This window comes from Mucilaginibacter sp. PPCGB 2223 (assembly GCF_001705515.1).
GTDB lineage: Bacteria > Bacteroidota > Bacteroidia > Sphingobacteriales > Sphingobacteriaceae > Mucilaginibacter.
Map to the genome: position 1 here is coordinate 715,400 of NZ_MDJS01000003.1, position 19,041 is coordinate 734,440.

A 19,041-nucleotide genomic window follows, 5' to 3' on the forward strand; every position below is an offset into this window, starting at 1 on the left:
TATTTATACTTATTTATAATGTAATAGGATTTCCCAGATAATAATCGATCACCTTGCTCCTGAAAATGAGTTCGTACCTGGCCTGTATCATATTCAGTTCGGCTGCGTTCAGATTGATCTGCGCAGTGTTAAAATCGAGCGAGTTTACCAGCCCTACGTTATAGCGCTGCTGGGTTACGTTAAAAGCGTCCTTATTCGACTGATAGGTTTGCTGCATCGATATATATTTTTTATCGGCAGCACGCAGGTCGACAACCGCCTGGGCGATGGTTTTGTTCAGATTATTTTTAGCCAGTTGCGCACTTACATCAGCTATCTGGTAATTCAGCTTAGCTTTACGTACGGTAGTACGGGTAGCAAAACGGCCAAAAACGGGAATCTGCAATGACACGCCTACAGCCTGGTTAAAATTATCGCCAAACTGGCTGCTAAACGGATAAGGCTTTACAACCTGCTGGTAAGCAGGTGCAACTACAGTAGTAGAGGTACCGCTTACAATACCGATAGTTTCAACGCCGCCCGTAGGTACCAAGGTTGTCAGTTTGCGCGCGTCCGAATAGTTAGAACCGATAGATCCGAACAATACCAAACTTGGGTAGTAATTACTTTTTGCTACCGCGATGTTTTGATTAGCCGCTTGTTTTTGTATCTCGGCCAGGTGCACATCGGGGTTAATGCCTACCGCCTGCTTGTATACCTCCTGGGCATCATACTGGCTTTTAACATCAGTCAGTTTACTGATATCGGGTCTTTCGATCGTAATCTGCGTGGCAGGGTCCATCTCCATGAACTGCTTCAGGGTCAATACCGAAATATCCAGGTTGTTTTGCGCGGTAGTTACATTTAGTTCGTTGGTCGATACGGTAGCTTTGGCTTGCGACAGATCGGCCAGGGTATTGTTGCCTACGTCGAAATTTTTCTGAACCTTATCCAGCGTTTGTTTGGAGATATCAACCTGTTGTTGTGCCGCCTTTAGCAGATCCTGGTTGGACAGTACCGACAGATAAGTGGTGATCACATTCAGGGTCAGGTCGTTCCTGATCTTGGCGGTCTGGCTTTTGTCCACATCAAGCAGCAGTTTATTTTCGAGTATTTCGTTTCTGAGTAAACCACCCTGGTAAAGCAGCACCTGAGATGTAACCGTTCCGCTCAACCCAAAAATACTTTGGTTAACAAACTGGTTGGTGGATGGGTCGACGCTGCGGCCAAAGTTGAACGATGCCTGCGGATTGGAGGTTAAATTGGGCAGGCGGTTATATTTTGCCTGCTTCAGGTTTTCGACATCTACAGCTTCGGTAAATTGCGCCTGTTTAATCTGCAGGTTGTTTTGCAGGGTAAGGTCGACGGCTTTTTGCAGGGTAATTACCTGTTGTGCCGAGGCATTGAACACGCCTGCAGTTATTACCAAAAAGCACAGTAAGCCGGCTGCGGTAAGTTTGCCGGTGTTAAGCTGTAGTATCGTTCTTTTCATCAAAATAATTTTGTCGTATTAAATAAATACATTTTGCTTTATTTGCTTACATGTACCTGGTTAAAACACCATCACTGCTTAAAAAGCTCTATCCGGGGCTGATCTGGAACTTAAACAGGGCCGGCCGCTGTATTTATCTCACCTTTGACGATGGACCTATACCTATTGTTACACCCTTTGTACTAAAAACTTTAAAACAATACAATGCCAAAGCCACTTTTTTTTGCATAGGCGATAACGTGCGCAAGCATCCCGACGTTTTTGAGCAGGTAAAAGCCGAAGGGCACAGCATAGGCAATCATACCTTTAACCATTTGCGCGGCTGGGCCACACCGACAGATGAATATACAGAAAACTTTAAAAAGTGCGATGAACAACTGAACAGCCTGCTGTTTCGCCCGCCATACGGCCGCATTAAAAAAAAACAGATCAAAGCGCTAAAAGCGGTTAAACCCGGATTGGAAATTGTGATGTGGGACGTGCTGAGTGGCGATTTCGACACCAAACGCGAACCCCAAAAATGTTTGCGCAGCGTTATCAGGCATACCTGCAACGGTTCGATAGTCGTTTTTCACGATAGCCTCAAAGCCTTCCCGCGGCTGGAATATGTGCTGCCGCTGGCGCTGGAGTACTGGAGCAGGCGGGGGTATGAGTTTAAGGCTTTGTAGTTATATTTATTACAATAAGTATCTATCCATGAAAAATTTATCGCTCATCTCTATTATATTATTATCAAGCTTATTTAAAAACACTCAAAAGGAGCCGTTTACTTATCCGACTATAACAAGCACAGGTAAAACAATCGCAGCGTTTGTACCAAAAGGTTGGAAAATTAAAAGTAAGGCAATTGGTGACCTGAATGGCGATAAAACAGCAGACATCGCATTAATACTGGAATACAGGGATACCGTAAGCGAAATCAGGTCTGACCATGACACTCTCACAGGAAATCACCCGCGGGTATTAGTTGTACTTTTTAAGAATGGTGATAACTACAACCTGGCAATTCAACAAAATACATTTATTCTGCGCGAGCATGAAGGAACAGGAATGGGTGAAGATCCTTACGATGAGCCCGAAATAACAAAAGGTCTTTTAATCATCAATTTTCAACTTTTGCGCGAACACCTGCAATATAAATTTCGTTATCAGTCGAACGACTTTTATTTAATCGGCGCCGAGGATCATGGTGTTGATCATAACGATCTGTACGGTTGGAGCTATAACTTCTTAACAAAAAAAGCAGTTCACGATTCGGGAGAATCAACCGAAAACATCAAAGCAAAAAACAAACGGGAGATACTAACTATCCCCTTTATAAACCTTAAAAAACTCAGTGAATTAAAGCAGCCCTTTCAGTGGGAAGTTTTAAAGGATGTATTTATCTGAAATAAAAAACCGAACCTTATTTTTTCCTTTGCAATGGGATATAAGTTTTATCTTTATTTCACCTTATGAAAAAACTACTACTACCCTTTTTCATGCTGGCCGGTTGTGCAGCATTCAGCCAGACCGTTAAACGCACAAACGACCTGACGCCGCAGATCAGCGAGAAATTCTTTGTTCAAAAAACCAATAAAAAGATACGCGAAGGCGAGTATACCGCCTACTATAACAAGAACATCCTGCTTGCAAGCGGCAGTTACGATAATGGCTACCGCACCGGCGAATGGGAGTTTTACAATAACAAGGGCGAGCATATCCAAACCTATAATTACGATACCAATGCGATGACCTTCCGTGATACGTCAGGCAAAAAAGGCATGAAGTATTATTTCTCGCAGGATGTGCACAAGGGCGATACCGTTACTAACCCAATCCCTATCGGCGGTTATTATTTTGTGATAGTGCCGATGATGTTTTATCACCCCGAGCTAAGTGCCATGATACGCAGGACATACCCCGGTGTAGAAAAGGTACAGGTTACGCACATCTTTACCATCAGCCCCGAAGGGCTGCTCGCCAAACACCAGGCAATGGTTACGGTTGACGGTAAGAACCAGCTCTACAATTTAAGCGATCTGAACCTCGACGATGAGTATAAAAAATTTGTGCCGGGCACGATCAACGGCAAGCCTGTCGAATCGAAAATAACCCAGGAAACACAGTTGGCTTTTACTTCGAATGTTTATTACAGATAGTTTGGATGTGCGAATGTGCAGCTGAATTAATAAACCATGGCTACTAAACCATTACCTTCAAATTTGTATCTAAATAACATGGCAAAAAAGAGATTCTTCATTTACCTGTTCGCAATGATATCGCTGGTGTTGCTTACGGTTGTCAATGCAAATGCGCAGCAAGCCGGCCAGATACAGACCATGCGCTGGAAAGTTGGCGACACCACCCGCGAGGCTATGGTGTATATCCCGGCAGGCGCAAATAGCAAACCAACGCCGGTGATCTTCGTTTTTCACGGGCACGGCGGCACCATGCGCAATATGTTTAATGCGCACGGTTTTGAAAAACTATGGCCCGAAGCTATTATCATCGCCCCGCAGGGCCTCAACACCCCGGGCCAGCTAACCGACCCGCAGGGCAACCTGCCCGGCTGGCAAAAGGCGCCCGGCGATATGCGCGACCGGGATATCCTTTTCTTTGATGCGATACTTAAAACCCTGCGGCAGGATTATAAAGTTGACGACAAACGCATTTATGCTACCGGCCACTCCAACGGCGGCGGCTTTACCTATTTGCTCTGGGCCATGCGTGGAGATGTTTTTGCTGCCGTTGCGCCATCAGCAGCGGTGGGTTTCCGTTTTTCGAACCTGCTCAAACCCAAACCGGCCATGCATATTATGGGAGAGCAGGACCCGCTGGTGAAACCCAAATGGCAAAAGATACAATACAACCAGGTTTTGAAGCTAAATGGCTGCAGCGCAACTGGCGAGGTTTATGCGCCGATGGCCACTTTGTACCCTTCGGCGAGCGGCAACCCGGTAGTGCTTTATATACACCCCGGCGGGCACGTTTACCCGCAGGAAGCCAATGCGGTAGTGATCAGATTCTTTAAAAGTATGGTGAAGCCATAGCGCTTATCTACCCATTTTTTCCCTTTCCTGTTCAAATTGATGTCTTAATGCAGTGTCGCCGGGATGCGCCATGGTATTTTTAAGCGCATCGCGGTAAGCAGGAGCATTGCGGTATTTGATATCAATAAGGGCATACTTTGGCAGCGACAGCATAATTAAGCAAATACCTGCATAAATGGCTACGCGTTTAACAATGGATGGGTTATAATAGCTTGTTTTACTATAATTGAAAGCCACCGCGCCTGCTGCTACAGCTAAGGCAATCAAAGCCACTTGCAAGTAAAACAAAGCATTGGGCCAGTTTTGCAGGTAAAACACCAGCGCTATACATGGTATTGCAAAAATAAAGTGCAAAACCGGTGTAAACCGACTTTTGGTTAACACGCCGCCCGGTTGAACGGGAGCAGTTTCGTCGGGCTTTTTGATGGTGCCGAATATATTGGTACCGCCAATAAAATACAGCAACGCAAGGATATTCAAACCAGCAGTATACAATATGGTAAACATCGGGGCAACAGTTATGGCTAACAAAAATCCGGCAAGCGTAACCGCTGCACAGATGAGTTCGAGTTTTTTAATACTCATTTTCAGGATGTTTAGGTTAATCTAATATAGAGAATTTAGAAGATGAAGTGTCAGCGGAAGCTCCCCCGAAAATTGACTATTTATCCGAATACTCAATAATAATTATCCTTCGTGTACTCGCGTTGAATACAACTTCAGCTTTGCCCTTTTTTTTCGGAATGGTCTTACCTACTATACTATCGTTTTTATCAATCAGCGCATTATCTTCTTCTTTCAGATCGTAAAGGTCTTTGTTCTTATCAGGTGTAAAGCCATTTTCTTTTTTTGTAAAATAATCCTGAACCTGTTTTTGAGATCCGTTATCGTAGGTGAATATCTCAAAAGACAGGCCGTTACTATAAGCGTAAGTAATGCCGCTGATATTGATCTTTAAGCCTGGACAACACAGATTCAGCTCTTGCTTTCCGTTGGGAAGATTGCAACTCAACAAAAGTACTATCACAGCACCTGCGAGGAAACAGGTGTTAAGTTTTTTATTGGATACCATTTTTCGAAAAGCTTAGGTTAGCCGAAGATAAATAAAGTTTATGAAGTAATGCCGAGCGATGGGCACGATTAGTTAACTTTAAACTGCCGTTAACGCCAAACCATACATCCCATGAAAATAGAATCCGTGATCCCCATCCTTTACTCCGACGATGTTTCGCGCAGCATCGGGTATTATACCGAAGTGCTTGGTTTTAAAGAACATTGGAGCTGGGACGATACGCCTACCTTCGGCGGTGTGGTGGATGGCGGTACCACCATCTTTTTCTGCCGCGGCGATCAGGGCCACAAAGGTACCTGGCTGGCGCTGAACGTGGATAATGTGGATGAATATTACGAAGCTATCAAAGCCAGGGGAGCCGAAGTATTAAGCCCGCCCGATACCAAACCCTGGTTTATGCGCGAGATGCTGGTGCGCGACCCCGACGGGCACATCCTGCGCGTGGGCCATAATACCAACTGCGAACCATGAGCTGGGTATGCCCGAAATGTGAGCGTGAGCTACCAAAGCCCGGGCAGCGGCACTACTGCGCACGGGTAAGCCTCGACAGCTTATTTGCGGGCCGCCCGCCCGAATTGATATTGGTATTTGATAAGATACTGGCCGAGGTTGCCGACTGGGACGATGTGCTGATAGGCACCACGCCAAACTGCATTGTATTTACCCGGCGGCTTACCTTTTTGGTGATCAGGCCGATGAAAAAGGAACTCGATATTAAATTCTACTCTACCGTTGCCCACCCCGAAAAGCCGGTGATCAAAAGCACAGCCTGGGGCAAAAAGTTCGAAAATCATATCCGCATCTCTACGCTGGATGATATTCGGCCGGGCTTGTTTGCATATATCCGGGAATCGTACGGAATGTTATAGCGGCACTTAGTTTTATCCCGTGTTCTTCTTAGCTTAAATGACCATCGGATAAGCATTAACAATTTGTAATTTGAAAACTTCGGTCGGCGTTGTGTTCTTATCATAAATACTTATAAATTCACGATATGGAGAGAAGAGAATTTATTAAAAACAGCGCTGTTGCTGCAGCAAGTTTAACCATTTTGCCTGCCGGCGCTTTATTTGCCGGTGTAAAAGATAAAGTTCGTTTGGGCTACATAGGTGTCGGTGCCCGCGGTATGGATCACATTACCGAAGGTTCGCTGCGCGACGATGTGGAGATCGTAGCGATCTGCGATACGCAGGAACGTTCGCTGAAAATATGCCGGGAGTTTCTGGCCAAAAAAGGGCGGCCTGCAGCGAAGGAGTATACGGGCGGCCCGGATGCTTACAAAAGGCTGCTGGAGCATAAAGATATCGACGCCGTGATCATCGCTACGCCCTGGCAGTTTCATTGCCAGCAAGCTATCGACGCCATGCATGCCGGTAAATACGTGGGTTGCGAAGTTATCGCCGGCCTTACGGTAGAAGACCATTGGAATATCGTACACACATCCGAAAGAACGGGCATGCCATATATGACGCTCGAGAACGTTTGCTACCGGCGCGATGTAATGGCTGTATTGAATATGGTGCGGCAAAATATATTTGGTGAGCTGCTGCATGTTGAGGGCGGCTACCAGCACAACCTTCGCGATGTGTTGTTTAACGATGGCGTGCATATTTACGGTGGTGGCGTAAAATATGGTGCAGAAGCCGTAAGCGAAGCACAATGGCGCACCCAGTTCAATATCGACCGGGACGGCGACCTGTACCCTACCCACGGCGCCGGCCCATGCATGCATTATATTGATATTAATGCCGGCAACCGTTTCACCAGCCTGGTTTCGTTCAGCAGTAAAGCACGAGGGTTAAGCGCTTATGTAAATGAGCTGTCGCCCGGCGATGCCAATGCCAAAATCAATTATAAGAACGGCGATATCACCCAAACCATGATCAATTGCGCCAACGGCGAAACTGTGTTGCTTACCCACGATACCCATTTACCACGGCCATATTCGCTCGGGTTCAGGGTCGACGGCGTAAGGGGTTTGTGGATGGACGTAAACCAAAGTATTTACATTGAACAAAAACCAAATGAACCCGAAGCATGGCAGCCGGCAAAACCATGGCTGGAAAAATACGACCATCCGCTGTGGCAAAAATATGCAGCCAATGCCACGGGCGCAGGGCATGGAGGTATGGATTGGTTCGTGTTCAACGCTTTTGTACAGGCGGTCAAACAAAAGAAACAAACGCCGATAGATGTGTACGATTCGGTGACGATGAGCGTGATCGCCCCGCTTTCTACCCAATCGCTGAAAGAGGGTAACAAAACACTCGAATTCCCCGATTTTACGAAAGGGAAGTGGAAAACACGCAAAAATACTTTTGCATTGGATGACAGCGGGTTTTAGGATGGAGTTTTGCCCCCAGGAAAGATTTTCGGAGTAGATGATTGAGAACCATCTACATCTTCATTCCGCCCATAACAGTCTTTTTACCTAGTTGATCCAATGCCTGGCGGAAACTTTTGGCCAGTTCCGCTGCCGGACCGGTACCTAAGTAATGCAGGAAGATCATGTGCGGTTCATCGCCGAGCATATGGTGGTGCACCGCTACCACTTCGATACCATTCGAACGTAGGCTCCTGATCACGGGGTTCACTTCACTTTCGAGCATGGCAATGTCGCCCGCAATATGCGCACGCTCCATCGAGCCGGTAAAGGCGGCCCAGGTGTTCAGGCCGATATTGGCCGTCATTTCGGCACCCATAGCCATCACCGTCAGGTCGGCCCGGCCGATGGTGTATTTGATAGTTGGGCCATTAATCGCAGCTTCGTAACCTACGATCCTGTTCAGCGCGCCGACATCGAAAATATCCTTGCCGGTTTTAACAGGCGGCGGCCCGGCGAGCGGCTGGTTCTGCGGTGCAATCTTAGTTGCCGAAATTGCTTTGGCATATTTTTGCGCCAGCTCTTCGGGGCTGCCCATACCGTGCACATGCATGTAAAAAATATGCGGCTCTTCGTAAAAGAAATGATTGTGGATAGCGCCTACTTCCAGCCCGGCTGCCTGTGCAGCGGATATTAACGGGTTAACCTCTTCCTGCAGCAAAACACAATCGCTCATCAGCATAGCCGATTTACCATTGACCGTTCTTTTGATCGACATCCAGCCACCAAAACCAAAAGGGATCGGCACCGCATCGCCCTTAACGGTTATTTTCAGATCGTTGCGCGGGAATGGAATGGTATAAGTTGCCTCAGCTTCTTTATAGCTGCCTTTTTTACCAATGGCCGCTTCGATGGAGGTGATCTCGGCTGCGGTCAGCGGCGGCGTTTTAGCCGGTGCCATCTTCGCTAAAGCTTCTACCGGTTTAAACCCGGCCAAGCCGGTTCCGGCCAATAATGCACCCGTTTTGAGCAAGTCACGACGATTAAGGAATGTTTTCATGATAGTTGTTTTAAAATTTTCAATTAATATCCCAATAATGCAGCCACAGCAATCAGGGCGCGGCTCCTATACTTTTTTTACGAAGATAAGCATTCCTACAGTTGTCAGTGCACAGGCAGGCGTTTGCAATGGTGGCGGGGTTATTCTATTTTTGCCGCTGCTGCGATAGCTTTTTTAAATACAGACACCAGCAGCTTAATCCCATCAAATGAAAGAACATCTCAATAATCTGATTATGGCATCCCAATCAGATACACTTGCTTTTTCGGAAGTTTTAGCGTTTATTGACGCCCGTTACCAGCATCGTCCTACCGCATTTAGAAATGGCGAGGCGTATAATGAGGCCACACAAAACCAGGGCAGTGCCAGGGTTTTCGCTATGGCAAAACTGAACGGTTTAAGCCAAGAAGACACGCTTTACCTATTTGCGGAGCATTACCAAGCTGTATTGGCTAATCCAGGCGGAACAGACCATCAAAACATCAGGCAGTTTATGATCCATGGCTGGCCGGGAGTGGTTTTTGAAGGAGAAGCGTTGTTACCGAAATAGTTTTTTTATACACGGGATGCCTGACGCGGTAAGTAAAAGTATATTCCTTTAATTTCTGCCTGAAATTTCGTATATTTAAAGATTATGGCGACCGCGAGGGTTTCTAAAAAAGTCGGGATTACACCTTATTCGAAATACTTATAAATACCTATGACTTCACAAGGATTGCTGTATAAAGAAGTGTTTATGGGCTTGGATCACGTGACCTTACGCTCACGAATGCCCGGCAAAATTCCAACCACCGGCAGAGGTGTGATAGCTTTTATGCGCCGGAGTATTTTTTACGATTTTGTATGTTAGTGGCCCCAGTTTTGAAACTTCAGCAAAAGTATGGTGGGTGCCATTGTTCACACTACCGCTTGAAATTAAGACGCAGGTTGGTTGAACCCATACTTTTTTTCCTGATTTAGTTTTTTATCCATAATATGGTTATATAAAGGTTTGGGGTGATCGTTGAGCTAATTTACAAATTTGACAATAAAATAAGCAGATGAAAGCAAAAATACCCATAAGTACCCATGTGTTTATGACGTTTAGGTCAGGACGTGTTATGAAAATGATAATACAAAAGTCCGTTTTAATCAATCAATATGGAATTTGAATTTGAAAATAAAAGAGTTGACACGGCTGTTCGTATTATAGGGTTTATAGCGGCCATTGTAATGATGATTTATTTGATCTGGTTCACTCCAAGCCATGATGAGATGTATAAACGGTGGTTGAAGGAGATTGCTAATGAATCTTTTCAGGGAGAGGTGGATATGATGTATGTGGATAAAGGCAATCATAACGCTCATTGGCTAATAATAAACCGTGATAGTGTACGTGGCTATCCAGCAGAGTTGGAACATCGTATAGAAATTGGTGATTCTTTAATAAAGAAACGTAATGAGACAATTTTGACAGTTCGGAAGAAAAATGGGAAGATGATTATTTGGGATTACAAAAATCCGTCAAATGTTAAAGAAAGTAGGTGACGTTACCTCTGTTACAAATTCACTCATCTTCTGCAGGGATTCAAACCACCTATTTAGAATATATCCAAATAAGATTTGCCCATGATAATGTGCTTATTTAACCTTATATTTTTGTAAATTCGCCCCAATTGTTAGAAACGGCCCTAAAACCGTTTGTTTTTCTATCTTTCACAATAAAAATCAATAAAATGGCTTTTGATTTAGATATGATCAAACAGGTTTACAGTCGCTTAGGCAGCCGCGTTGAGGCAGCCCGCAAAGCAACTGGCAAACCCCTCACCCTCACCGAGAAAATTTTGTACACCCACCTTACCGAGGGCGCTGCCCAACATGCTTATACCCGGGGTGTTGACTATGTTGACTTTGCACCCGACCGCGTAGCCATGCAGGATGCTACCGCGCAAATGGCGCTGCTGCAGTTTATGCAGGCAGGCCGCCCTAAAGTGGCTGTGCCATCTACGGTGCACTGTGATCACCTGATCCAAGCTAAAATTGGTGCAGATGCTGACCTGGATACAGCTAAAAACCAAAATAAAGAAGTTTACGATTTTTTGGCCTCGGTATCGGATAAATACGGCATCGGTTTCTGGAAACCGGGCGCAGGTATCATCCACCAGGTAGTGTTGGAAAACTATGCCTTCCCCGGCGGCATGATGATCGGTACCGACTCGCACACGCCTAATGCAGGCGGTTTAGGTATGGTTGCCATTGGTGTCGGCGGCGCCGATGCCTGCGACGTGATGGCAGGCCTGCCATGGGAGCTTAAATTTCCGAAACTGATCGGCGTGAAGCTGACCGGCAAAATGAGCGGCTGGACTTCGGCCAAGGACGTTATCTTACGTGTTGCCGGCATTTTGACCGTAAAAGGCGGTACAGGCGCTATTGTTGAATACTTTGGCGAAGGCGCGCAATCGCTTTCGGCTACGGGCAAAGGTACCATCTGCAACATGGGCGCCGAAATTGGCGCTACCACTTCGGTATTTGGTTACGATACCAAATCGGAAGCTTACCTGCGCGGTACCGAGCGTGCCGAAATCGCCGACCTGGCAAACACAGTAAAAGAGCACTTAACCGGCGACCCGGAGGTTTACGCAAACCCCGAATTATATTTCGACCAGGTTATTGAGATTGACCTGAATACTTTGGAGCCGCATGTAAACGGTCCGTTCACCCCGGATCTGGCGTGGCCGATCTCTAAATTCGCGCAAGCGGTTAAAGAGAACGGCTGGCCTACCAGGCTCGAAGTTGGTTTGATCGGTTCGTGTACCAACTCATCGTACGAGGATATTACCCGTGCGGCTTCTATCGCCCACCAGGCAGTAACCAAAAACCTGAAAACTGCGGCAGAGTTTACCATCACCCCGGGTTCGGAGCTGGTACGCTACACCGTTGAGCGCGACGGTTACTTGGGCACCTTTGAAGGCATGGGCGGTGTGGTGCTGGCTAACGCCTGCGGACCATGTATCGGCCAGTGGGCACGTCATACCGACGACCCGACCCGCAAAAACTCGATCATCACTTCATTCAACCGTAACTTCGCCAAAAGGCAGGACGGTAACCCGAATACGCACGCTTTCGTAGCCTCGCCGGAAATTGTAACCGCGTTTGTTATCGCAGGCGACCTGACCTTCAACCCGCTTACCGATAGTTTAACCAACGAGCAAGGCCAGCAGGTTAAATTTGACGAGCCAATGGGTATCGAATTACCTGTAAAAGGTTTCGCTGTTGAGGATGCCGGTTACCAGGCTCCTGCCATTGACGGCAGCAAGGTTGAGGTGAAAGTTGATCCAAAATCATCACGCCTGCAATTGCTTGATCCGTTTGCTGCCTGGGAGGGTACCGACCTGAAAGGCCTGAAACTGCTGATCAAAGCAAAGGGTAAATGTACTACCGATCATATTTCGATGGCTGGCCCATGGTTGAAATTCCGTGGCCACCTGGATAATATCTCAAACAATATGCTCATCGGCGCTATCAACTACTTTAATGATAAAGCCGATACCGTTAAAAACGAACTTACCGGCGAATACGGCCCTGTACCTGCTACACAACGCGCTTACAAAGCCGCAGGTATTGGCTCGATCGTAGTGGGCGACGAAAACTACGGTGAAGGTTCATCGCGCGAGCACGCAGCGATGGAACCCCGTCACTTAGGTGTACGCGCCATATTGGTAAAATCGTTCGCACGTATCCACGAAACCAACCTGAAAAAGCAAGGTATGCTGGCATTAACTTTTGCCAACCCTGCCGATTATGATAAGATATTGGAAGATGATACTTTTGATATTGTTGGCTTAACCGGGTTTGCTCCGGGCAAACCTTTGCAGGTGGTGATCAACCACAAAGGTGGCTTGCAGGATACCATTACCGTAAACCATACTTATAATGCTCAGCAAATTGAGTGGTTTAAGGCCGGTGGCGCGCTGAATATCATCCGCAAACAGCAACACGCTTAACAGACTGATTTTGTTAATAAATGAAAGGTCTTCGATTATGTCGGAGACCTTTTTTTTATTATTTTCACTGTATATAAACCTATACTCTTAATACCGGTTGGTAAAGTACCGGCCGGTGCACTTTCTTCAAAGTTGTTTTCAGCAAATAACTTTTGAAAAATTATTTCGTACTAAGTACCTCTTCAAATCAATTTGAAGAAACCAATTATAGATGTGTGATGAGAGGATGTGACGACAACAGGATTAAGCGTGTTTACTTTTCGGCAAGCAATATACTATTGCTCGTTATCGGCCTTTGCTTGTTAAAACCTATCGCTGCACTCCCGCAAAAACCCGATATCAAGTTCACCCAAGTAAACATTGAGCAGGGCCTTTCAAACAGTTGGGTCGAAGCTATATTCCAGGATAGCCGGGGTTTTATGTGGATAGGGACACGCAATGGCCTCGACCGGTACGACGGGCAACAGTTTAAGATATACCGAAACAGTAGCAAAGATACAACCAGCATCAGTGATAACTCGATCAGGTATATCTATGAAGACCGCGATCGCAACTTATGGGTCGGTACTGCCAATGGACTGAACAGGTTCGATGCTGATAAAGATCGCTTTATACGCTATAAACACAATCCGGCCGATTCAAGAAGTATCAGCAATAATATTATATCGTGCATCTATCAGGACAACCGCAAAAACCTGTGGGTAAGCACCTTTGGCGGCGGCTTGAACCTGCTTAATCAAGACCAGAAAGGTTTTGAGCATTTCAGGCATATAAAAAGCTCAAAAAACAGCATTAGCAACGATAGCACCAATACTGTTTGCGAAGATCTGAACGGCGACCTTTGGGTAGGCACAGAATCGGGCCTTAACCTTTTTAACCGCAAAGACAAATCATTCAGATTATACAATAATTCGTTCGATCATGATCACAGCAATATCTCTAACGAAATAAAATATATGCAGCGCGACGACAAAGGCAATTTGTGGTTGGGCACCGTTAATGCAGGTGTGATTGTTTTCAACATCGGGCAAAAAACCTTTAAGCAATACAGGCACCAGGTTAATAATAATCAAAGCTTATCGGGGGATGAGGTTTATTGTGTGTATATCGACCGGAAGGAAAGAGTATGGATAGGCTGTGTTAACGAGGGGCTTAACTTATACGATCCGGCCACCGGCGGTTTTTTCCATTACCAGTATCAGTTCGATAGCCCTTTAAGCTTGTCCCAAAAAACAGCCTCGGCCATATTCGAAGATAACCAGGGGAACTTATGGGTGGGTACACACCGGGGCGGCCTGAACCTGTACGCGCCTAATGCTGCGAGGTTTAACCTTTACCGGCAGGGAGAAAGCCCGACATCTATAAGTTTTAGCGATGTAAAGGCATTTTGCCAGGATAAAAAAGGCAATATATGGGTTGGGACGGACGGAGGCGGGCTCAATTTATTCGATCGCAAAACAAATACCTTTCGCCGGTATCTTTATGATGCCAACAATCCTAAAACTATTGCCTCCAATGCCGTTTTGGATATTCTCCAGGATGCCAGCGGAAATATATGGGTGAGCACCTGGGGCGGCGGGCTTAACCTGTTCGACCCCGAACGCGGAACTTTTACACGTTTTAAAAATAACCCCGAAGATCATACTACAATAAGTTCTGATTTTGTGCAGAGGGCCTACCAGGATCAACAGGGCAACATCTGGGTAGGCACCTACTTTGGTGGCCTTGACCTTTTTAACCCTCAAACCCACCAGTTTAAACGTATTACCAAAGATCCGGATGGCGTAAGCACTTTTTCGGGGAACAGGGTGGTTTCGATAAACGGCGATAAAGCCGGAAATGTTTGGTTTGGCACCGACGATGGCGGGTTAAACTGTTATAACTTAAATACCCGAAGGTTTTCGCACTATTTTAACAATCAGGAAGAGAACCCCGATATACGCGAAATTTTTACCGATAGCAAAGGCCGGTTATGGATAGGCCAGGTAGGCCTGTACCTTTTTAACCCGGTCAAAAACTCATTTTCTATCTTTACTCAAAAAGCGGGCCTGGCCGACGAACTGATTAAAGGCATTACTGAGGATAAACAGGGAAACCTGTGGATATCAACCTCTAACGGACTGACACGATTTAACCCGGAGACATCGGCATTTAAAAAATTTAATATGGCCGACGGGCTGCAGGGAATGGAATTTGAGCCTAATGCGGCGTTAACAACCAATACCGGCGAAATGCTTTTTGGAGGCACCCAGGGCCTCAATACCTTTTATCCTGATAAGATAAGTATAAACCAGTTTATCCCTCCGGTTTATATTACCAATTTTCAGATCTTTAACAAAAAGATATCACCGGCAGACGAAAATTCTCCGCTTAAGGCCGAAATAAGTTTAACTAAACAAATTACATTGTCATACCGGCAATCATCACTGGAGTTTGAATATGCCGCTTTAAATTATACTACGCCCGGCAACAACCAGTATGCTTATAAATTAGAGGGCTTTGATACAAGCTGGAGCTACGTTCAAAATATCAGGAACGCATCCTACACGAATCTTAACCCCGGAACCTATGTTTTCCATGTTAAAGCTTCCAACAATGATGGCATCTGGAATGAGCACGGGGTAGCGCTTACCATTGTTATAACCCCGCCGTTTTGGTTAACATGGTGGTTTAAGGTAGTAGTGCTGGTGGTTATTGCAGGGAGTATTTATGGGCTTTACCGTAATAAACTGGCCGTTATTCAAAAACAAAAAAAACGACTTGAAAAACAGGTAAAAGAGCGCACAGCAGAGGTGCTGCAAAAGGTTAATCAGTTGCAGGCATTAAACGAAGAGCTGCAGGTACAATCGGAAGTGCTGCACTCGCAATCGGAAGAGTTGCAGGTGCAGGCCGAAAACTTGCAGACATTAAATGATCAGCTGACGGAACAGAAAACCCAGGAGCAGGCCGCCCGCCAGGAAGCAGAAAAAGCTAACCAGGCAAAAAGCATATTTTTAGCCACCATGAGCCACGAGATCAGGACACCGATGAACGGGGTAATCGGCATGGCTTCGTTACTGGCCGAAACAGATTTGGATAGCGAACAGCGGGAGTATACAGAAACTATTATTACCTGTGGCGATAGTTTGATAAGCGTGATTAACGACATCCTTGATTTTTCGAAAATCGAATCGGGCAAAATGGAGTTGGAGAGCGAAGATTTTGACCTGCGCCATACCGTAGAAGACGTGATGGACCTGTTTGCTCAAAAAGCGGCGCAACAAGGTCTTGACCTGCTTTACCAGATAGATTTTGATGTACCCAATCAAATTGCTGGCGATAGCTTAAGGCTAAAGCAAATCCTCATCAACCTGATTAATAATGCGCTCAAGTTTACACACAAGGGGCAGGTGTATATCAATGTATATCTCTCAAAACAACTTAAAAACCATGATCTGGAAATTGGTTTTACAGTGTCGGATACCGGTATCGGGATACCCGCCGAAAAAATTTCCGGTTTGTTTAAAGCCTTTACCCAGGTTGATTCATCCACCACACGAAAATACGGCGGAACCGGCCTCGGCCTGGCCATCAGCGAACGCCTCGCAAAATTAATGGGAGGAAAAATCTGGGCCGAAAGTATAGATGGTGAGGGCTCATCTTTTACATTTACGATAAAAACAAGAACCGGGACCAAAGTGCCGAAACCCGCTGATGAGCCCCAAAACATGGCCGGACTTGAAGGTAAACGGTTGCTGATTGTTGATGACAACCAAACCAACCTCAATATTTTAAAAAGCCAGCTTGAGCAATGGAAACTCGAACCATTGCTGGCCTCGTCGGCAATGCAGGCGCTGGACATCTTATCAACAGACAAAAACATTCAGCTGGTTATAACCGATATGGAAATGCCCGAGATGAATGGCGTAGACCTGGCGCGCGCCGTTCACGACAGCGTCAACCCGCTGCCGGTAATTATGCTAAGCTCGATAGGCGACGAAACCAGGAAAAAATTTCCCGGATTATTCAAATCCATTTTAACCAAACCTGTAAAACAGCACCATTTATACAAAAGCATCATAACCGAACTCCGCAATCAGGCCGAAACACAAGCTCCTCACGAAAAAAGCACGCCGCTGTTAACTGATGCTTTTGCGCTACAATTTCCGTTTAACATTTTAGTAGCCGAAGACAACCTGATCAATCAAAAAATCATTGATCGCATCCTTAATAAATTAGGCTACGAAGCCGATATGGCTCAAACAGGGATCGAGGTATTGGCGATGCTTAATAAAAAAAACTATAATATAGTACTTATGGACGTACAAATGCCCGAAATGGACGGCATAGAAGCAACACAAAACATACGCACACAAAATCATGCACAACCCTATATTATAGCTATGACAGCCAACGCCATGCCCGAAGACAAAGAAATATGCATAAACGCAGGCATGAACGATTATTTAGCTAAACCGATGAAAGTGAACGAGCTGATCAGCGCGCTCGAAAAAGCGTTCCTGATTCTACAAAAGCAACAGGTCTGATTATATATAACTGCCTAAAAAAGCTCCCTGAATGCGAGGGGGCTTTTTTTGTGCCGCTACGTATCGATTCCCTTCACTGAAACAGCTTTCCAAAAAGCATTGTTTTATTCCAAAATATGGAATAATTAAATCTTGGCACAAAATTCAAATACCTGATTATCAACAATTTATTTTATTGGCACGCGAATGGTATAAGGGTATACACAACTAACAAACAAAATTTTAAACAACTTTTAAGATAATCATTATGAAAACTTTAAGCATCCTCTGCTCGTCTCTTGCCGGTGTTTGTATGGTTAGCGCAGTTATTGTGGGCGCCGGTTTAATCATGATTTTCAGGACTCAAAATCAAAATATTTAACAACTTAAAAAATAACATTATGAAAACTTTAGGTATCGTTTTTTCGTCTTTGGCCGCTTTCTGCATGTTCAGTGCTGTTATTGTAAGCTTTAGCCTGATCTAATGCCGGCATCCCGATTTTAAAACAAAATTTTAACCAATCTTAAAAATAAGCATTATGAAAACTTTAGGTATCCTTCTTTCTTCTCTGGCCGCTTTCTGCATGTTTAGCGCAGCTGTGACAGCCTTTGGGATCATTTAACAAATCCCACAGTATCAATAATCAAAAATAGCTGATGACCTCTAAAAACCAACAGTCATGAAAACCTTAGATATATCTCTTAATTTGCTTGCTATCATTTGTTCGTGCGGCGCAGTAGCATTAGTCATGACGGGTATCCAGCTTATGCTCTCAAAATTCAAAAAATACATTAGCTAAGTTTCTTTTTCCCTTAATTTCTATTATATATACGTCAAGGGCCGTTCCGAAAGAAATTTCGGGGCGGTTAATTTTTATTCCGGGCTGGCTACCATAAAAATATTCAACAAATAATTGGCATTTCCGTGTTAAATTGCTAATTTTATTAGCAATTTAACACTATAAAAAATGGAGACTATTTCACCAAATATTTTTGTACGCGATATCAGCGCAACCATCGAATTTTATAAAATACTGGGGTTTAATGTTACCATGTCGGTACCACCGGATGGAGGCGATTATGTATGGGTAATGATGAATAATGGCAGCGTAACCATGATGTTCCAGACTTTTGAAAGCTTAGGCGAGGACCTGCCGGATATCAGCCGTACCGATGGCGGTTCGTTATTACTCTACATCAACCTTAAAAACATCAGCGCTTTTTACGAACATCTGAAAGATAAAGTAACTATCGTAGCCGGGCTCGAAAAAACCTTTTACGGCGCTACCGAATTTTCAATAAAGGATAATAATGGCTATGTATTAACCTTTGCCGAGCATATATAGTGCAAAGCAGCAGTACGGCACATAGCGGTAAATTGCTCAGAAAAACTGCCCGTTGGGCTGATGGTTTATATTTTGCTGGTAGTACATATATAGGTACACTGCAATGATAATAATAGCTAATATAATAAGCCCGACGCCGCCTTTCCGTTTATCCTGGCGCATCAGCCATACTAAAAATACGACAAGCGGAACTACGAAGATGGAAATGAATATTAGCGAAGAAGCACTCATAATTGTTAACTTACACCC

The 19,041-nt window shown here is 45.1% G+C and carries 17 protein-coding genes; 12 read left to right on the top strand and 5 right to left on the bottom strand.

Translation table 11 applies throughout. The annotated features are described in order from the left end of the window. Positions 1–13 precede the first annotated feature (13 nt). Entirely contained in the window at positions 14–1,471 is a 1,458-nt protein-coding gene (locus BEL04_RS17940; protein ID WP_066006149.1) for a TolC family protein, read from the bottom strand. A 50-nt stretch (positions 1,472–1,521) separates the two neighbouring features. Between BEL04_RS17940 and BEL04_RS17945 the strand changes: the two genes are divergently transcribed. From BEL04_RS17945 to BEL04_RS17960, 4 genes are all read left to right on the top strand, one after another. After that, positions 1,522–2,139, top strand: coding sequence for a polysaccharide deacetylase family protein (locus BEL04_RS17945; RefSeq protein WP_066006150.1), 618 nt, complete (start codon positions 1,522–1,524; stop codon positions 2,137–2,139). Between the two features lie 28 nt (positions 2,140–2,167). Beyond that, positions 2,168–2,860 carry a hypothetical protein gene (locus tag BEL04_RS17950; protein WP_066006151.1) on the top strand — a complete coding sequence of 231 codons (693 nt, stop codon included), beginning with the start codon at positions 2,168–2,170 and terminating at the stop codon, positions 2,858–2,860. Between the two features lie 65 nt (positions 2,861–2,925). Beyond that, positions 2,926–3,612 carry a hypothetical protein gene (locus BEL04_RS17955; protein ID WP_066006152.1) on the top strand — a complete coding sequence of 229 codons (687 nt, stop codon included), beginning with the start codon at positions 2,926–2,928 and terminating at the stop codon, positions 3,610–3,612. A gap of 78 nt (positions 3,613–3,690) precedes the next feature. Next, on the top strand, positions 3,691–4,503 hold the full coding sequence (locus tag BEL04_RS17960) for a PHB depolymerase family esterase (protein ID WP_066006153.1): 813 nt from the start codon (positions 3,691–3,693) through the stop codon (positions 4,501–4,503). Positions 4,504–4,506: 3 nt separating this feature from the next. Here the strand turns inward: BEL04_RS17960 and BEL04_RS17965 are convergent, their stop codons facing one another. Further along, positions 4,507–5,088, bottom strand: coding sequence for a hypothetical protein (locus BEL04_RS17965; protein WP_066006154.1), 582 nt, complete (start codon positions 5,086–5,088; stop codon positions 4,507–4,509). A 76-nt stretch (positions 5,089–5,164) separates the two neighbouring features. Beyond that, positions 5,165–5,575, bottom strand: coding sequence for a hypothetical protein (locus BEL04_RS17970; RefSeq protein ID WP_066006155.1), 411 nt, complete (start codon positions 5,573–5,575; stop codon positions 5,165–5,167). A gap of 111 nt (positions 5,576–5,686) precedes the next feature. Here BEL04_RS17970 and BEL04_RS17975 point away from each other — a divergent pair, with 111 nt between their 5' ends. The 3 genes from BEL04_RS17975 (at position 5,687) to BEL04_RS17985 (ending at position 7,919) form a co-directional block, all read left to right on the top strand. After that, positions 5,687–6,046, top strand: a complete 360-nt coding sequence (locus tag BEL04_RS17975) for a VOC family protein (RefSeq protein ID WP_066006156.1) — start codon at positions 5,687–5,689, stop codon at positions 6,044–6,046. After that, positions 6,043–6,444 carry a DUF5655 domain-containing protein gene (locus BEL04_RS17980; protein WP_066006157.1) on the top strand — a complete coding sequence of 134 codons (402 nt, stop codon included), beginning with the start codon at positions 6,043–6,045 and terminating at the stop codon, positions 6,442–6,444. The genes BEL04_RS17975 and BEL04_RS17980 overlap by 4 nt, the downstream gene beginning before the upstream one ends. A 125-nt stretch (positions 6,445–6,569) precedes the next feature. Then, positions 6,570–7,919 (top strand): Gfo/Idh/MocA family protein, encoded by a 1,350-nt coding sequence (locus tag BEL04_RS17985; RefSeq protein ID WP_066006158.1) that lies wholly within the window; start codon positions 6,570–6,572, stop codon positions 7,917–7,919. 52 nt (positions 7,920–7,971) lie between these two features. Here the strand turns inward: BEL04_RS17985 and BEL04_RS17990 are convergent, their stop codons facing one another. Beyond that, on the bottom strand, positions 7,972–8,958 hold the full coding sequence (locus BEL04_RS17990; RefSeq protein ID WP_066006159.1) for a DUF1259 domain-containing protein: 987 nt from the start codon (positions 8,956–8,958) through the stop codon (positions 7,972–7,974). Positions 8,959–9,166: 208 nt separating this feature from the next. On the opposite strand from BEL04_RS17990, the gene BEL04_RS17995 reads away from it, so the two are divergent. The 5 genes from BEL04_RS17995 to BEL04_RS18015 all read left to right on the top strand — a co-directional run bounded on the left by BEL04_RS17995 (position 9,167) and on the right by BEL04_RS18015 (position 18,792). Then, positions 9,167–9,508 carry a HopJ type III effector protein gene (locus BEL04_RS17995; RefSeq protein ID WP_066006160.1) on the top strand — a complete coding sequence of 114 codons (342 nt, stop codon included), beginning with the start codon at positions 9,167–9,169 and terminating at the stop codon, positions 9,506–9,508. Between the two features lie 590 nt (positions 9,509–10,098). Then, complete coding sequence (locus BEL04_RS18000; protein ID WP_066006161.1) at positions 10,099–10,485, top strand: hypothetical protein; 387 nt, start codon at positions 10,099–10,101, stop codon at positions 10,483–10,485. Between the two features lie 188 nt (positions 10,486–10,673). Further along, positions 10,674–12,941 (top strand): aconitate hydratase, encoded by a 2,268-nt coding sequence (locus BEL04_RS18005; protein ID WP_066006265.1) that lies wholly within the window; start codon positions 10,674–10,676, stop codon positions 12,939–12,941. Positions 12,942–13,159: 218 nt separating this feature from the next. After that, positions 13,160–17,467, top strand: a complete 4,308-nt coding sequence (locus BEL04_RS18010; protein WP_066006162.1) for a two-component regulator propeller domain-containing protein — start codon at positions 13,160–13,162, stop codon at positions 17,465–17,467. Between the two features lie 947 nt (positions 17,468–18,414). Further along, complete coding sequence (locus BEL04_RS18015; protein WP_066006163.1) at positions 18,415–18,792, top strand: glyoxalase/bleomycin resistance/extradiol dioxygenase family protein; 378 nt, start codon at positions 18,415–18,417, stop codon at positions 18,790–18,792. Positions 18,793–18,828: 36 nt separating this feature from the next. Here BEL04_RS18015 and BEL04_RS24425 read toward each other — a convergent pair whose 3' ends face one another. Further along, positions 18,829–19,023: a hypothetical protein gene (locus BEL04_RS24425; RefSeq protein WP_066006164.1), complete on the bottom strand. Its 195-nt coding sequence runs from the start codon at positions 19,021–19,023 to the stop codon at positions 18,829–18,831. Between the last annotated feature and the right edge of the window lie 18 nt (positions 19,024–19,041).

Coding starts and splice junctions, on each gene's coding strand:
- BEL04_RS17985 (WP_066006158.1), top strand. CDS start 6,570: ATGGAGAGAAGAGAATTTATTAAAAACAGCGCTGTTGCTGCAGCAAGT.
- BEL04_RS17980 (WP_066006157.1), top strand. CDS start 6,043: ATGAGCTGGGTATGCCCGAAATGTGAGCGTGAGCTACCAAAGCCCGGG.
- BEL04_RS17995 (WP_066006160.1), top strand. CDS start 9,167: ATGAAAGAACATCTCAATAATCTGATTATGGCATCCCAATCAGATACA.
- BEL04_RS18000 (WP_066006161.1), top strand. CDS start 10,099: ATGGAATTTGAATTTGAAAATAAAAGAGTTGACACGGCTGTTCGTATT.
- BEL04_RS17940 (WP_066006149.1), bottom strand. CDS start 1,471: ATGAAAAGAACGATACTACAGCTTAACACCGGCAAACTTACCGCAGCC.
- BEL04_RS18005 (WP_066006265.1), top strand. CDS start 10,674: ATGGCTTTTGATTTAGATATGATCAAACAGGTTTACAGTCGCTTAGGC.
- BEL04_RS17955 (WP_066006152.1), top strand. CDS start 2,926: ATGAAAAAACTACTACTACCCTTTTTCATGCTGGCCGGTTGTGCAGCA.
- BEL04_RS17975 (WP_066006156.1), top strand. CDS start 5,687: ATGAAAATAGAATCCGTGATCCCCATCCTTTACTCCGACGATGTTTCG.
- BEL04_RS17950 (WP_066006151.1), top strand. CDS start 2,168: ATGAAAAATTTATCGCTCATCTCTATTATATTATTATCAAGCTTATTT.
- BEL04_RS17945 (WP_066006150.1), top strand. CDS start 1,522: ATGTACCTGGTTAAAACACCATCACTGCTTAAAAAGCTCTATCCGGGG.
- BEL04_RS17970 (WP_066006155.1), bottom strand. CDS start 5,575: ATGGTATCCAATAAAAAACTTAACACCTGTTTCCTCGCAGGTGCTGTG.
- BEL04_RS17960 (WP_066006153.1), top strand. CDS start 3,691: ATGGCAAAAAAGAGATTCTTCATTTACCTGTTCGCAATGATATCGCTG.
- BEL04_RS24425 (WP_066006164.1), bottom strand. CDS start 19,023: ATGAGTGCTTCTTCGCTAATATTCATTTCCATCTTCGTAGTTCCGCTT.
- BEL04_RS18015 (WP_066006163.1), top strand. CDS start 18,415: ATGGAGACTATTTCACCAAATATTTTTGTACGCGATATCAGCGCAACC.
- BEL04_RS17990 (WP_066006159.1), bottom strand. CDS start 8,958: ATGAAAACATTCCTTAATCGTCGTGACTTGCTCAAAACGGGTGCATTA.
- BEL04_RS17965 (WP_066006154.1), bottom strand. CDS start 5,088: ATGAGTATTAAAAAACTCGAACTCATCTGTGCAGCGGTTACGCTTGCC.
- BEL04_RS18010 (WP_066006162.1), top strand. CDS start 13,160: ATGAGAGGATGTGACGACAACAGGATTAAGCGTGTTTACTTTTCGGCA.